Below are 14,769 nucleotides of genomic sequence, written 5' to 3'. Positions count from 1 at the left end.
CTACCCTCCCGCCGCGGCGCGGCGCATCATATTGGCCAGCCGCAGCGCCGATGTTGCAGCCCCATAGCCGTTGTCGATGTTCACCACCGTCACCCCCGGCGCGCAGCTGGCCAGTACCGAATCAAGCGCGACCCTCCCGCCGCGGGCGACACCATAGCCCACCGAGGTCGGCACACCAATGACCACCCCCGGCACCAGCCCGGCCACGACCGAGGGCAGCGCCGCGTCCATCCCGGCAAAGACGATCACCACATCCATATCGCGCAGCAACTCTTCCCGCGCGAGCAGACGCCACAGCCCGGCGACGCCCACGTCCGAAACCTCGGTCGCCGCCATTCCGCCATAGGCCAGCGTGCGCCGCGCCTCGGCCATGGAGGCATAATCAGAGGTGCCCGCACTGACGAGAGCGATGCGCGGGGTGCTGGCCAAAGGCCCGATCTCTCCCAAAATGGCGGTGCGCGAGGCGGTGCAGTAATCGACCCGTTGCGCCGCGTCGGCGGGCAGCGCGGCGAACTGCTCTGCCGTCAGCCGGGTCAGCAACAGCCGCCGCTCCTCTGCCGCCGCATCGCCGATGATGGCGGCGATCTGCGCCACAGATTTATGCTCGCAAAGCACGGCCTCTTCGATGCCGATACGCCCCCCGCGGCCCCGGTCAAAGGTCACGTCTGGATGCCCCTCGGGGCCGGTCTTAGTGATGGACAAATGCACTTCCTTTTGAATAGGCCCGCAGATCGACCGCGCGCCCGTCATCCGTGGCCCGCCGAACCTGCGTCAATATCGCTGCACGTTTCTGGGCGGAGAGGTCTTCATAGACAAGCGCATCAAGCTCGACCACCCAGCCCCCGCGCAGGCGTCGGCAGCGCAGGGTGATATTGCCCATGACCTCACGCAACAGGGTCTCTACCCGGTCAATTACCACCAGATCCGCAGGTTCCACACGCAGACCGGTCTCGATCCGGCTGGCCAAACAGGGGGCGGCTGGCAGTTCCGCCAGATCCCCCAGCCCGAGCGCGCGGGCCAAGGCGCGCACATCCGACTTGGACATCTGCGCCTCAACGAAAGGGTGCAGCACGCCGTGCTCCGCCGCCGCTTGCAGGCCGGGGCGGTAGTCCGACAGATCATCGGTATTGGTGCCCGCCGCCACCAGCGGCCCCATGCGCGCCAAAGTGCCATAGAGGTTCGACTTGCAGAAATAACAGCGATTGACCGGGTTGGCCCGATAGGCGGGATCGGCGAACTCACCCGCGTCGACCAACCTCAACGGCAGGTCCCAAGCGGCGGCGAAATCCTTCACCCGCGCGGTCGCCGCCGCTGGAACGGCGGGTGAGACTGCATGGCAGAGCGTCACGCCCGCCGCGCCGCGCACCTTGGCCGCGGCGGCCGAGAGCGTCAGGCTGTCGATCCCCCCGCTGAGCGCGATGGTCAGGGAGCTGGGCCGCGCAAGGGCGGCATGGAGGGCGGCAGGAACGGTCACTCTGCCAGCCCGTCCTCGGTCTTGAGCTGTGCCAAAAGCCGCCCGCTCGACATCTGGAGGTGGTCGCGCATCCGCTGGCGGGCGCGTTCCGCGTCACCCTCGGCGATAGAGGCGGCGATGTCGTAGTGCTCTTGTATCGCATCCCGGCTTTCGCCACCGCGTTTCAACGCTTGCAGCCGCCCGGCCAACATGGTCTCGCGCAGACTGGCGACAAGGTAGTTGAACAGGCTGAGGTAATAGCTGTTCCCCGTCGCCTCGCACACCGCCCGGTGAAAATCGAGGTCGGCAGTGACCCCTGCCGCCACTGCCGGGCCGCCGATCTTGTTGCTTTGGTCATAGGCGGCGGCGGCACGCTCAATCTCCGCGCGGGCCTCGGGGGTGGCGCGGGCGGCGGCGATGGCAGCGGCTTCGATCTCAAGCCCCATGCGCAGCTCTAGGATCTGTTCGAGCTTGCGCTGGCTTTCCATGTCACGTTCAGGGATAGCAAAGCCCTGGCGGGGCCGGTCGCTGGCGACAAAGGCCCCCCGGCCCTGACGGCTCGACAACATGCCTTCGGCCTTGAGGCGCGACACCGCTTCGCGGATCACCGTGCGGCTCACATCGAAATCGCTGGCCAATGTGGTTTCGGAGGGCAGCACATCGCCCACGTTCCACACACCGTTCACCACGTTGTGGCGCAGTACCTCGGTCACCTGATCGCTTAGCGTGGCACCATCGACGAGGGGCGCGGTCGCCTGAAGATTTGCAGCCATAATAACAACTTCCTTTCGCCGATTGGACCACCTGTATGACAAGCTGTCAATAACCAGAAGGTAGGCCCTACCGCAACGTTACAAGCAGAATACAACATTACAAGTAAGATGAAATACCCGTAAATTTGTATTTTTAATTGACAGGCTAAAGATTCCCCCGCAGTCTGCGGATCACGGCAAGAGGATGTCAGGGGGAGCCCGGAACCCATCCAGTAGCTGCCGACACACAGTCAAAACTCGGGAGGAGTTTCTATGTCACCCATCTTCAAATCGATCCGTCGCACCACAGCGGCCACCATCCTTTTCGCCGTCGCAGGCGCCGCCGCCCATGCGCAGAGCTTTGTCATGGCGACCGGCCAGCAGGGCGGGTCGTGGTATCCCGTGGGCGGCGCGATCAAGGCGATTGTGGAGCGTGAGAACCCCGACATGGACATCACTGTCACGCCGGGCGCAGGCGTGTCGAATGTGGTCGGCGTGGATGCGGGCCGCTTCGGCATCGCCTTCGCCAACTCGATCTCGACCGTAGACAGCCTTTCGGGCAAAGAGCCGTTCCGCAAGGCCACGACCAATGTCTGCAACCTTGGCATCCTTTATCCGCAGTATTTCCAGATCGTCGCGCTTGAAGATTCCGGCATCAAGACCATCGCCGACATGAAGGGCAAACGCCTGACCACACAGCAGCTTGGCAACACCGGCGAGTTCCTGACGCGTGAGCTTTTGTCGACTGCCGACATGACGTTCGATGATCTCGACAGCGTCGCCAATACGTCCTATTCCGACTCCGCTTCGCAGATGAAAGACGGTCAGGCCGATTTCTTCACACTGGGGTCGTCGCTGCCGACAGGCTCGGTGATGGATCTGGCATCCTCGCGCAAGATCCGCCTGATCGACGTGGATGAAGAGACCTTTGCCCACTTCAAAGAAAAAAACGCTGCCTTCCAGCGCCGCAAAGTCAAGGCGGGCGCCTACCCCGGTTTCGATGAGACCGTGTACGCGATCAGCTATGACACCCATATGGTCGCGCCCTGCGACTATGACGCTGAGATCGTCAAATCCGTGCTCGGCGCGATTGCCGATAACAACGACAGCTTTGCCGCGATCAGCAAGTCCATGGCGAACCTGACGGTAGAGGAAATGGCCACCGACATCGGCGTGCCCTTCCACCCCGCCGCGAAAGAGTTCTACGCAGAGCGTGGCGTCTCGGGGATGTAATCCACCCCTGACGAGAAACGGGTCGGCCGGAGCCCTGCGCTCCGCCCGGCCCACATCCCCATAGGCCCCGCCGCCCGCGCATCACCCGCGCCGCCGCGCGAGGGCTGCCTTCCACTCTAGACGCGAGAACCCCCATGCAACTGTCGATCCTTCTGGATAAGATGCCCCTGATTACCCGCATAGCAAGGCTGATCCTGGTCGGCATGGCTGTGTGGCATCTCTACGTCGCCTTCGTCGGCCCGCCCAACCCCTATATCATGCGCGGCGTCCACGTCGCACTGGCGCTTTTGCTGATCTTCCTGACCGTCAACCGCAAGGGGCTGCGCAATGATGTGCCGCGCTGGTATGACGTGGTGCTCGGGTTGGTCGCCTTGGGCGCGGCGCTCTATCCGTCCTTCAACCTCAATTACATCACGCAACGCTTCCTCTATGTCGACCCGCTGATGCCGATGGACATCGTGGTGGGGATCACGCTGGTCGTCCTGTTGCTTGAGGCCACGCGCCGGATGCTGGGGCCGATGCTGCCGATCACGGCGCTGCTGTTTCTCGGCTACGGCCTCGCCTTCACCTCGACCCTGCCGTCGGTGATCCTTGAGCAGTTGTTCATGACGCCCGAAGGCATCTTCGGCATCCCGATCGCGGTTTCCGCGACCTATATGGTGCTTTTCATCCTCTTCGGTTCCTTGGTCGAGCGGATGGGCGTGGGCCAACTCTTCATGGATTTCGCCGTGGCGCTTACCGGGCGGCAAGTCGGCGGTCCGGCCAAGGTGGCCTGTGTGACCTCGGGCCTCTTCGGGTCGGTGTCCGGCTCTGCCGTGGCCAATGTGATGACGACCGGCACCTTCTCTATCCCGCTGATGAAACGCATGGGGTTTAAACCCGCCTTCTCCGGCGCAGTCGAGGCCGTGGCCTCGACCGGGGGGCAGATCATGCCGCCCGTCATGGGGGCTGCGGCCTTTGTCATGGCCGAATACCTCGGCGTGGGATACCTCACGGTTGCGAAATACGCGCTGGCGCCCGCGATCCTGTTCTATGTGGCCCTTTTCGCCGCGGTCCATTTCGAGGCCAAGCGCAAGGGCATCGGTTCGGTCCCGAAAGAGGATCAAGTGCCGCTGAAAACCGTCCTTGTCGAGCGGGGCCACCTGTTCTTGCCGCTGGCGATCATCGTGGGCGTGCTGATGCTGGGCTATTCGGCCCCCTATGCGGCGCTTTGCGGTATCGTCTCGGTCGTGCCCGTGGCGGCGCTACGCAAGACGACACGGCATTACGTCACCGTCGACAACATCCTCGAAGCGCTCGAAGGCGGCGCGCGTAACGTGCTGGCGATTGCCGCAGCCTGTGCCTGTGCAGGCATCGTGGTTGGGGTGATCGACATCACCGGCCTTGGCCTGACCTTCTCGAACTTCGTGATCGAAGCGGCCCAAGACACGCTGGTCATCGCGCTCTTCCTGTCGATGATTGCGGGCATCATCCTTGGCATGGGGATGCCGACCACTCCGGCCTATATCGTGCAGGTCGCCCTGCTGGTGCCGGCACTGGTGAAACTGGGCGTGCAGGTCGAAGCGGCGCATCTCTTCGTCTTCTACTTCGCGATCCTGTCGGCCATCACACCCCCCGTGGCCATGGCGGTCTATGCGGCCAACACCCTGTCGCACGCCAAGATCGTCGAGGCGAGCTGGGCCGCGGTGAAACTCGGTGCCACCGGCTTTATCGTGCCCTTCATGTTCGTCTATGAACCGGCGATCCTGATGCAGGGCTCGGCCACTCAGATCACCTTGGTCCTGTTGCAGGCCACCATTGGCGTCATCCTGCTGGCCGCCGCCCTGCAACGCTACTACTTTGGCCAACTGTCGAATGTGCTGTCGGTGGTGCTTTTCGCGGCGTCGCTCTTGCTGATCTATCCCGATCTGCGGCTCACCGCCTCGGGGCTGGTCATCGCGGGCGTTATCCTGGCCTTCCAGAAGGCCAGGAACCCCAGCCCGAAAAGCCAAGCGGCCACACATACTTAAATCTCAGAACGAACGAAACGGAGCCTTCTCCATGCTGCAAAAAACATCCCTCAAGGCGCGGACCGGCGGACAGGTCCTTGTGGATCAGCTTTTGATCCACGGCGCCGACACCGCCTATTGCGTGCCCGGCGAAAGCTACCTTGAGGTGCTGGACGCGCTGCATGACGTGCAGGACCGTTTCAACCTGATCAACGCGCGGCACGAAGCCGGGGCCGCAAATATGGCCGAGACCTATGGCAAGCTCACCGGCAAGCCCGGCATCTGCATGGTCACCCGCGGCCCCGGCGCCTGCCACGCGGCCATCGGGGTGCATATCGCGCAGCAAGACAGCACGCCGATGATCCTGCTTGTGGGCCAGATCGCGCGCGACACCACCGACCGCGAAGCCTTTCAGGAAGTCGACTACCGCGCCATGTTCGGCCCCATCGCCAAATGGGCCACCCAGATCGACGACCCGGCGCGGGTGCCGGAATATATGGCCCGCGCCTTCCGGGTGGCGACCTCGGGCCGCCCCGGCCCGGTGGTGATCTCCCTGCCCGAAGACATGCTGACCGAGGTGGTTTCCGTGGCCGATGCGCGGCCCTATACGGCCACCCATGCCGGCCTGTCGCCCGATAGCCTCGATATGCTCAAGACCGAGATCGCGCAGGCCGAACGGCCCCTGCTGCTGCTCGGCGGCTCCGGCTGGTCGGATGAGAGTGCGGCGGCGATCACCCGCTTTGCCGAAGCCAACAAGATCCCCGTTACCACCTCTTTCCGGCGGCAGGACATCGTCAACAACCTCTCGCCGGTCTATGCAGGCGATTTCGGCACCTCCACCGCGCCCAGCCTCTACGCGCATCAACGCGAGGCGGATTTGCTCATTGTGATCGGTGCGCGTTTGGGTGAGATGACGACCAAGACCTACACCACCATGCAATCGCCCAACCCCGAGACCCGTCTGGTGCATCTCTATCCCGAGGCGGATGAGATTGGCCGCGTCTATTCACCGGATTTGGGCATTGCGGCGGCGCCCGTCGCTGTGGCCGCCGCCTTGGACGGCGTCGATCTGGGCCGGGCAGAGGCATGGGGCGATTGGTGCGACAAGCTGCATGCCGATTACCTCACCGATACCGAAGCGCCCAATGGCGGGGAATGGGAACTCGACATGGGAGTAGCCCTTGCGCAACTGCGCGATGAGCTGCCCGACGATGTGGTGGTCACGCTCGACGCGGGCAACCACACCGGCTGGGCGCAGCGGTTCCTGCGCTTTGGGCGTCCGGGCCGGATCGTCGGCTCCACCTGTGGCGCGATGGGCTATTCCGTGCCTGCTGCCGTGGCCGCGTCGATTGCAGACCCTGAACGGCTGACGCTCTCCTTCGTCGGTGATGGCGGCTTTATGATGAGCGGCAATGAACTCGCCACCGCCGCGCAATATGGCGGGCGGCCCATCGTGCTGCTGTTCAACAACGGCATCTACGGCACCATCCGCATGCATCAGGAACGCGACCACCCCGAACGCATCTCGGGCACCACCTTGCAGAACCAAAACTTCGTGAAGATGGCCGAAGGTCTGGGCGCCCATGCCGAACGGGTGACCAAGACCGAGGATTTCGCCGCCGCCTTCACCCGCGCCCGCGAGAGTGGCCGTCCGGCGCTGATCGAACTGGTGACCGACCCCGAGCAGATCTCGACCCGCACCACGATCAGCAAGCTGCGCGCCGCGGCCCAGAAAAAAGTCGACGCCGACCAGCGCTGAAGGATGACCCAGATGACGACCCTGACCGCGCCGCGCCGCGCAGATGATACGGACGCGCAAGACCACGCCGCCTTGCTTGATGCGCTGCGCGATGCCATCGGCCCTGCCCATGTGGTGACCGACGCCAAGGATTTCGACGCGCGTTTGATCGAAGATCGCGGACTGCGGCGCGGCACGGCGCTGGCGCTGATCCGCCCAGGCTCGACCGAGGAGGTCGCCGCCTGCATGCGCCTGTGCCATGCCGCCGAGGTGCCGGTCACACCGCAGGGCGGCAACACCGGCCTTGCGGGGGGCGGCGTGCCCGATGGCGGCATTATCCTCACGACCGACCGGCTGAACCGTATCCGCGCGGTCGATCCGACCAATGCGACGATGACGGTCGAGGCGGGCTGCATCCTTGCCAATATCCAAGCGGCGGCGGATGAGGTCGACGCGCTCTTTCCGCTCTCGCTCGCTTCCGAAGGGTCCTGCCAGATCGGCGGCAACCTTTCGACCAACGCGGGCGGGACGGCGGTGCTGCGCTATGGCAATACCCGCGACCTCGTGCTGGGGATCGAAGCGGTGCTGCCCGATGGACGGGTGCTGAATGACCTGAACGGCCTACGGAAAAACAACACCGGCTTTGACCTCAAACACCTGTTCATCGGCGCCGAAGGCACGCTTGGCATCATCACGGCGGCGGTAATCAAGCTTTTCCCCAAACCCACCGCCCGCGCCACCGCACTGGTGGCCTGCACCGGCCCAGACCCGGCGCTCGCGCTCTATGCGCGGATGCGCGGCCAGACCGCCGACACGCTTTCAACATTCGAGTATATCGACCGGCTGGGCCTGCAAATGGTGATCGACCACGCGCCCGGCTGTAGCGATCCGATGGCCGAGGCGCATCCCGCCTATTGCCTGATCGAACTCACCGGCAATGGCGCGCAGACAGACCTCGACGCCCGGCTGGAAACCGCATTGGAAGCGGCTTTCGAGGCGGAGGAGATCATCGACGCCGTGATCGGCGCATCGGAGACGCAGAAAGACGCGCTTTGGGCGCTGCGAGAGAACCTGTCAGAGGCGCAGAAACCCGAAGGCGCGTCGATCAAACATGACGTTTCGGTCCCGGTGTCGCGCGTGGCGGATTTCATCCGTGAGGCGACCCAAGCCTGTATGGATCACATGCCCGGCCTGCGCCCCTGCCCCTTTGGCCATTTCGGTGACGGCAACCTGCATTTCAACCTGTCGCGCCCGGTGGATATGGCGGATGCGGCGTTCCTTGCCGAATACGGGGCCTTCAACCGGATCGTGCATGATATCGTGCACCAGATGGGCGGCTCTTTCTCGGCGGAACATGGCATCGGCACCTTCAAACGCGCCGAGCTGCGCCGGTACAAGGATCCGGTCGCGCTGGAGTTGATGGCGCAGATCAAGGCCACCCTCGACCCGGGCCATTTGATGAACCCGGGCAAGGTGCTTTGACCGCTTAGCCGCGCCCCGCGAAGGGCATTTTGGTGGCCATCACGGTGACGAACATGGCGTTGGAGTCGAGTGACAGCTTCGCCATGTAGGACAGCGTTTCGGCCACATCGTTCACATCCATGCGCGGCTCGGACATGCGGCTGCCATTTGGTTGCAGAATGCCCTCCTTCATCCGCTCGGTCATCTCGCTGGCCGCATTGCCGATGTCGATCTGCCCGCAGGCAATGTCATGCGCCCGCCCGTCGAGCGACAGCGCGCGGGTCAACCCGGTGATCGCGTGTTTCGTCGCCGTATAGGGCACCGAGAGCGGGCGCGGCACATGGGCGCTGATTGAACCGTTGTTGATGATCCGCCCGCCCTTTGGGCTCTGCCGTTTCATCAGGGCAAAAGCCGCGCGGGCGCAGAGGAATGACCCGGTCAGATTGGTCGCGACGATGTCGTTCCACTCCGCCACGCTTAAGCCGTCCACCTCAACCGCCGGACCATTGCGCCCGGCATTGTTGAACAGCAGATCCAGCCGCCCAAAGGTCGTCTCCACCCGTTCGAAAAGCGCGTCGACCTCCGCCTCGACGCCCACATCGGCAGCCACGGCGATATGTCCCTGCCCATCGAGCGTCGCGCAGGCTGCGTCGATCTTATCCTGCTGCCGCCCCGTCAGCACGAGGGTGAAACCGTCCTTCGCCAAACGCTGCGCACAGGCAAGGCCCACCCCGCTTCCGGCCCCTGTTATCAGAGCAATCTTTTGATCCATCTTACCATTCCATCCCTGTCATCGCCCTGCGGGCCGTTGTGTGGAATCTAATATATATGATCGCGCAAGAATAGGTTTTTTCGCTATTTTCTGGTTTGGCGCCTCGTTCAACTTGGCTGTCTCACATTCGCGCGAGCGCACTAGACGACCGGTCTATTATTCCTTAGATGCCCCGGTATGACAGAGGCAAAGAAATCAGATCAGACGCGGCAACGCATCTTGGACATAGGGCGCAGCCTCGTGCTGCGGCACGGGTTCTCTGGCGTTGGCCTGTCGCGCATTCTGAGCGAAAGCGGCGTGCCCAAGGGCTCTTTCTACTATTACTTCGCGTCGAAAGAGGCTTTTGGCACCGCGATGCTGGCCGATTACGTCGAGGCCTATCTCGACCGTGTCGATGCGCTGATTGCGGCCCCGGGAACGGCGGGCGACAAGCTCGACAGTTTCTGGGATGCATGGCTCAGCCAATCCAGCGCCCCGGGGATCGCCAGCGCCTGTTTGGTGGTGAAACTCGGATCCGAAGTCGCCGACCTGTCGGAGACGATGCGCGAAACCCTCGATCAGGGTGTCGATGCTTTGGTCGCCCGGATTGCCCAACTGCTGCGTCAAGGCGCAGAGGATGGGACCGTTCGGGTGCTCGAAGACCCCGAGACCACAGCCCGCATGCTCTATGCGAAATGGCTCGGCGCTGCGGTGCTGGCCAAACTGGCACGCAGCGATGCGCCCCTGCGCATGGCGCGCGCTGAAACCTCTGCCCAACTCTCCCCCACCGGGGGCCAATTCCCAACCTGAAAGGAAACAGCATGTTCGCTGCCATCCACGACACATTCGGCGAGCCCGCCGAGGTTCTGACCACCCGCGAAACCAACAAGCCCGCGCCCGCCGCAGGCGAAGCGCTGCTGCGCATGGTGCTCTCGCCCATCCACAACCACGACCTTTGGACCGTGCGCGGCAACTATGGCTACAAGCCCGACCTGCCCGGCGCCATCGGCGGCTCCGAAGCGCTTGGCATCGTCGAGGCCGTGGGCGAAGGCGTTGATGAGGCGCTGATCGGCAAACGCGTCACCGCCGCTGGCTTCCACGGCGCATGGGCCGAATATTTCACCGCCCCCGCCGCGGGCCTGCTGCCCCTGCCCGAGGCAATCTCGGACGAAGCCGGCGCGCAGTTGATCGCAATGCCCTTCAGCGCCCTGTCTTTGTTGGAGACCCTCAAGGTCGGCGAAGGCGATTGGCTGATCCAAACCGCCGCCAATGGCGCGGTCGGCAAGATCATGGTCGGCCTGGCCAAGGCGCGCGGTGTCAACCTGCTGAACCTCGTCCGCCGCGAAGGCGCCGCCGAAGAGATGCGCGACACCGGCGCGGAACATGTCCTGTCCACCGAAGATGCGGATTGGCAGAGCAAGGCACGCGAGTTGATCGGCAAAGACGGTGCGGTCTCGGCAATCGACTCCGTCGGCGGCGAGCTGGGTGGCCAACTGGTCGAACTGCTGGGCAAGGACGGTGAGTTGATCGTCTTCGGTACGGCAACGGGCCAGCCGCTCTCCATGTCTTCGGGCGAATTGATCATGAAGCACATCACCGTCAAAGGCTTCTGGGGCTCGCGCGTCAGCGGCGAGATGGCGGCAGAGACGCGGGGCCGCCTGATTGGCGAATTGGTGCAACTGGCCGCGAAGGGCCAACTGCCCCTCGACACCGGCGGCATCTACCCGCTGGCCGAGGTGACCGAGGCGATGAAAGCCGCGCTCACCACGGGCCGTGGCGGCAAGGTCATGCTGCGCCCGTGATCGGGATTTGACGACAGCGGCGGCCCTCCCTCCCCGGGGCCGCCGCCCCATGCGCGGAATGCCCAAGTTTAGGACAGCCCCGCGATTTGCCGCCCATTTTTCAGGCAAACCCGCCGCGCAAGCGGCTCTGAACCGCCTTGGCGATGACTCTCCCCCCGTCTCTATGGTGATTAAAAAATCATCAGACTTTACCGGGCGGAGCGTTCCTCATTCTCATCGACAGCAGCATAAACAGCCCCCAAGCGACCCCGGTGCAGCCGCGCGCCATCGGTGCTGCGATGGTCTCGGCCAAGGCTGCGCGGGGCGGGTCGACAATCGGCGAATTGCGCCAGTCCGGCGCGATGAAGCTGCTCTTCCCCCGCCCCGACCCCGCGCTGTTGCAGGCCATCGTCATCAATACCGCAGGCGGCATCACCGGCGGCGATAGTTTTGCTCTGACGGCCCGTGCCGAAGCGCAAGCGGCGCTCAGCCTCACCACGCAGGCCGCCGAACGCGCCTATCGCGCGCAACCGGGGCAAGTGGCAGCGCTGCGCAACACCCTTACCGTCGACTCCGGCGCGACGCTGCATTGGCTGCCGCAAGAGACCATTCTCTACGACGGATGCGCTCTGCGGCGGCATCTGACGGTCGAACTGGCGCAAGACGCCTCTCTCCTGCTGGTGGAGCCGCTGGTCTTTGGCCGCGCCGCTATGGGCGAAACCCTGCGTCATGCCCATTTCCGCGACCGGATCGAGGTCAACCGCGCGGGCCAGCCGCTTTTTCACGACGCGATGACGCTCAGCGGCGATGTCACCGCCCATCTCGCGGCGCCGCACATCGCGGCGGGGGCCGGTGCCCTTGCCACGCTGATCTATGTGGCCCCCGATGCCGAAGCGCGGCTGCCCCGGCTCCGCGCCCAACTGCCCGACAGCGCCGGGGCCAGCCTCATCGGTCCTGACCTGCTGGTCGCCCGGATCCTCGCCCCAGATAGTTTCGACCTTCGCCAATCGCTCGTCCCGATCTTGGGCGCGTTGAGCGGTGACACCCTTCCCCGATCATGGATGACCTGACGTGCAACTGACCCCGCGTGAAAAAGACAAACTGCTGATCTCCATGGCCGCCGAGGTCGCCCGCAAGCGCCTTGCGCGGGGGGTCAAGCTGAACCACCCCGAGGCCATCGCCCTCATCACCGACACCGTGGTCGAGGGCGCACGGGACGGGCGCAGCGTGGCCGATATGATGCAGGCCGGTGCCCATGTCATCACCCGCGACGACTGTATGGAGGGGGTGGCCGAGATGATCCCCGAGGTGCAGGTCGAAGCCACTTTCCCCGACGGGACCAAATTGGTCACCGTGCACAACCCCATCAGATAGGATATCCCATGCCGCGTTTCGCCCCCCTTCTTGCCCTGCCGCTTATGTCGCTCGCCATGGCGGCCTTCGCCCATAGCGCGCCGCTCCCCCACAGCCACGGCGGAGAGGGTGACGGATCGCTCGCCGTCTACCTGATCGCCGCCGCGGCCTTTGCCCTCTCGGGGGGGATCCTCGTCCTGCGGCGTCTGAAGACCGCCAAAGCATGATCCCGGGAGAGATCATTCCGGCGGAGGGCCTGTTGACCCTCAATGCCGACAGCACGGCGATCACGCTGATGGTCGCCAATACCGGCGACCGCCCGGTGCAGGTCGGCAGCCACTACCATTTCGCCGAGAGCAACCCCGCGCTTGAGTTCGACCGCGCCGCCGCGCGGGGCCTGCGCCTCGACATCGCGGCGGGGACTGCGGTGCGTTTCGAGCCCGGCCAACGGCGCGAGGTCGCGCTCATCCCGATCGGCGGGGCGCGGCGGGTCTTTGGCTTTAACAGCGCGGTGATGGGAGACCTCTGATGCCTGCACAGATCAAACGCGGTGATTATGCCGCCATGTTCGGCCCCACGGTGGGCGACCGGGTGCGGCTGGCCGATACGGACCTTATTATCGAAGTCGAACGTGACCTGACCACCGGCGAGGGCCGGGCCTATGGCGAAGAGGTCAAGTTCGGCGGCGGCAAGGTGATCCGCGACGGCATGGGCCAGTCGCAGGTCACCCGCGCGGGCGGCGCCGTGGACACGGTCATCACCAATGCGCTGATCGTCGATTATACCGGCATCTACAAGGCTGATGTCGGGCTGAAAGACGGGCGCATCGCCAAGATCGGCAAAGCGGGCAACCCCGACACGCAGCCGGGGGTCGATATCATCATCGGGCCGGGGACCGAGGTGATCGCGGGCGAGGGGCGCATCCTCACCGCCGGGGGCTTTGACAGCCATATCCACTTCATCTGCCCGCAACAGATCGAAGACGCGCTGCATTCGGGGCTGACCACCATGCTCGGCGGCGGCACTGGCCCTGCACATGGCACATTGGCCACGACCTGCACACCGGGCGGCTGGCATATCGGGCGCATGATGCAGGCCGCCGATGCCTTTCCGATGAACCTTGCCTTCGCGGGGAAAGGCAACGCCTCGCAACCCGCAGCACTGGAAGAGCAGATCAACGCAGGCGCCTGCGCGCTGAAACTGCACGAGGATTGGGGCACCACTCCGGCGGCCATCGACTGCTGCCTTGGCGTGGCCGATGCGATGGACGTGCAGGTGATGATCCACACCGACACGCTGAACGAAAGCGGCTTTGTCGAACATACCGTGAAGGCCATGAAAGGCCGCACGATCCACGCCTTCCACACCGAAGGCGCGGGCGGGGGCCATGCGCCAGATATCATCAAGATCTGCGGCGAAGAGCATGTGCTGCCCTCCTCGACCAACCCCACGCGGCCCTTCACGGTCAATACTTTGGAAGAGCATCTGGATATGCTCATGGTCTGCCACCACCTCGACAAGTCGATCCCCGAGGATGTGGCCTTTGCCGAAAGCCGAATCCGGCGAGAGACCATCGCCGCCGAAGACATCCTGCATGACATGGGGGCGTTCTCGATCATCGCCTCCGACAGCCAGGCCATGGGCCGGGTCGGAGAGGTCTTGATCCGCACATGGCAGACCGCTGACAAGATGAAAAAGCAGCGCGGACGGCTGCCCGAAGAAACGGGCGACAACGACAATTTCCGCGTCCGCCGCTACATCGCGAAATACACCATTAACCCCGCCATCGCTCATGGCATCTCGACCCATATCGGCAGCATCGAAGAGGGCAAGCGCGCCGATCTGGTGCTCTGGAACCCCGCCTTTTTCGGGGTGAAGCCCGAGATGGTCTTGCTCGGCGGCAGCATCGTCTGCGCGCAGATGGGTGATCCCAACGCCTCGATCCCCACGCCGCAGCCGGTCTATTCGCGGCCCATGTTCGGCGCCTATGGCCGGGCGGTGGAGAATTCCGCCGTGGTCTTTGTCAGCGAAGCGGCAGAGGCCGCGGGGGTGGGCGGCAGCCTCGGCCTTGCCAAACAGACGCTTGCGGTGCGCAACACCCGCGAGATCGGCAAGCGCGACCTGAAGTTGAACGACGCGCTGCCCGAGGTCGAGGTGAACCCCGAAACCTATGAGGTCCGCGCGGATGGTGAATTGCTAACCTGTGAACCTGCCTCCGTCCTGCCGATGGCGCAGCGCTATTTCCTGTTTTGAAGAGAC

Annotated in this window: 15 protein-coding genes; 11 read left to right on the top strand and 4 right to left on the bottom strand. The window is 64.3% G+C overall.

From position 1 onward, the window contains the following. The 3 genes from larB to ACGYLD_RS13825 are packed head-to-tail and all read right to left on the bottom strand — an operon-like array spanning position 1 to position 2,226. The gene (gene larB, locus ACGYLD_RS13835; RefSeq protein WP_276154036.1) at positions 1–702 is read right to left on the bottom strand and encodes a nickel pincer cofactor biosynthesis protein LarB; all 702 of its coding nucleotides are present in this window, start codon (positions 700–702) and stop codon (positions 1–3) included. Further along, a complete protein-coding gene (locus ACGYLD_RS13830) occupies positions 689–1,474 on the bottom strand; it encodes an adenine nucleotide alpha hydrolase (RefSeq protein ID WP_271693987.1) in 786 nt (261 codons plus the stop codon). Before ACGYLD_RS13830 ends, larB begins: the two co-directional genes overlap by 14 nt. Next, a complete protein-coding gene (locus ACGYLD_RS13825) occupies positions 1,471–2,226 on the bottom strand; it encodes a FadR/GntR family transcriptional regulator (protein WP_073037919.1) in 756 nt (251 codons plus the stop codon). The genes ACGYLD_RS13830 and ACGYLD_RS13825 overlap by 4 nt, the downstream gene beginning before the upstream one ends. A 252-nt stretch (positions 2,227–2,478) precedes the next feature. Between ACGYLD_RS13825 and ACGYLD_RS13820 the strand changes: the two genes are divergently transcribed. The 4 genes from ACGYLD_RS13820 (at position 2,479) to ACGYLD_RS13805 (ending at position 8,646) form a co-directional block, all read left to right on the top strand. Beyond that, positions 2,479–3,438 carry a TAXI family TRAP transporter solute-binding subunit gene (locus ACGYLD_RS13820; RefSeq protein WP_271693986.1) on the top strand — a complete coding sequence of 320 codons (960 nt, stop codon included), beginning with the start codon at positions 2,479–2,481 and terminating at the stop codon, positions 3,436–3,438. 134 nt (positions 3,439–3,572) lie between these two features. Then, positions 3,573–5,447, top strand: a complete 1,875-nt coding sequence (locus tag ACGYLD_RS13815; protein ID WP_394402877.1) for a TRAP transporter permease — start codon at positions 3,573–3,575, stop codon at positions 5,445–5,447. 31 nt (positions 5,448–5,478) lie between these two features. Next, entirely contained in the window at positions 5,479–7,185 is a 1,707-nt protein-coding gene (locus ACGYLD_RS13810) for a thiamine pyrophosphate-binding protein (protein WP_394402875.1), read from the top strand. Between the two features lie 12 nt (positions 7,186–7,197). Beyond that, positions 7,198–8,646 (top strand): FAD-binding oxidoreductase, encoded by a 1,449-nt coding sequence (locus ACGYLD_RS13805; protein ID WP_394402873.1) that lies wholly within the window; start codon positions 7,198–7,200, stop codon positions 8,644–8,646. Between the two features lie 4 nt (positions 8,647–8,650). Here ACGYLD_RS13805 and ACGYLD_RS13800 read toward each other — a convergent pair whose 3' ends face one another. Beyond that, positions 8,651–9,397 (bottom strand): SDR family oxidoreductase, encoded by a 747-nt coding sequence (locus ACGYLD_RS13800; protein WP_271693982.1) that lies wholly within the window; start codon positions 9,395–9,397, stop codon positions 8,651–8,653. 177 nt (positions 9,398–9,574) lie between these two features. On the opposite strand from ACGYLD_RS13800, the gene ACGYLD_RS13795 reads away from it, so the two are divergent. From ACGYLD_RS13795 to ureC, 7 genes are all read left to right on the top strand, one after another. Then, positions 9,575–10,186: a TetR/AcrR family transcriptional regulator gene (locus ACGYLD_RS13795; protein ID WP_209219259.1), complete on the top strand. Its 612-nt coding sequence runs from the start codon at positions 9,575–9,577 to the stop codon at positions 10,184–10,186. An 11-nt stretch (positions 10,187–10,197) separates the two neighbouring features. Beyond that, positions 10,198–11,178 carry a zinc-binding dehydrogenase gene (locus ACGYLD_RS13790; protein WP_271693981.1) on the top strand — a complete coding sequence of 327 codons (981 nt, stop codon included), beginning with the start codon at positions 10,198–10,200 and terminating at the stop codon, positions 11,176–11,178. Between the two features lie 251 nt (positions 11,179–11,429). Continuing rightward, positions 11,430–12,227, top strand: coding sequence for an urease accessory protein UreD (locus ACGYLD_RS13785; protein ID WP_394402870.1), 798 nt, complete (start codon positions 11,430–11,432; stop codon positions 12,225–12,227). 1 nt (position 12,228) lies between these two features. After that, a complete protein-coding gene (locus tag ACGYLD_RS13780) occupies positions 12,229–12,531 on the top strand; it encodes an urease subunit gamma (RefSeq protein ID WP_067263701.1) in 303 nt (100 codons plus the stop codon). An 8-nt stretch (positions 12,532–12,539) separates the two neighbouring features. After that, a complete protein-coding gene (locus ACGYLD_RS13775) occupies positions 12,540–12,737 on the top strand; it encodes a hypothetical protein (protein ID WP_073037937.1) in 198 nt (65 codons plus the stop codon). After that, positions 12,734–13,039: an urease subunit beta gene (locus tag ACGYLD_RS13770; protein WP_067263695.1), complete on the top strand. Its 306-nt coding sequence runs from the start codon at positions 12,734–12,736 to the stop codon at positions 13,037–13,039. The genes ACGYLD_RS13775 and ACGYLD_RS13770 overlap by 4 nt, the downstream gene beginning before the upstream one ends. Beyond that, on the top strand, positions 13,039–14,763 hold the full coding sequence (gene ureC, locus ACGYLD_RS13765) for an urease subunit alpha (RefSeq protein ID WP_394402868.1): 1,725 nt from the start codon (positions 13,039–13,041) through the stop codon (positions 14,761–14,763). The genes ACGYLD_RS13770 and ureC overlap by 1 nt, the downstream gene beginning before the upstream one ends. Positions 14,764–14,769 lie beyond the last annotated feature (6 nt).

The sequence above is a fragment of the Sulfitobacter sp. 1A12056 genome (assembly GCF_043558125.1).
In the GTDB taxonomy this organism is placed as follows: domain Bacteria; phylum Pseudomonadota; class Alphaproteobacteria; order Rhodobacterales; family Rhodobacteraceae; genus Sulfitobacter; species Sulfitobacter faviae.
Note: the sequence above shows the minus strand (reverse complement) of the source record. Positions and strands in the feature narration are given on the sequence as shown.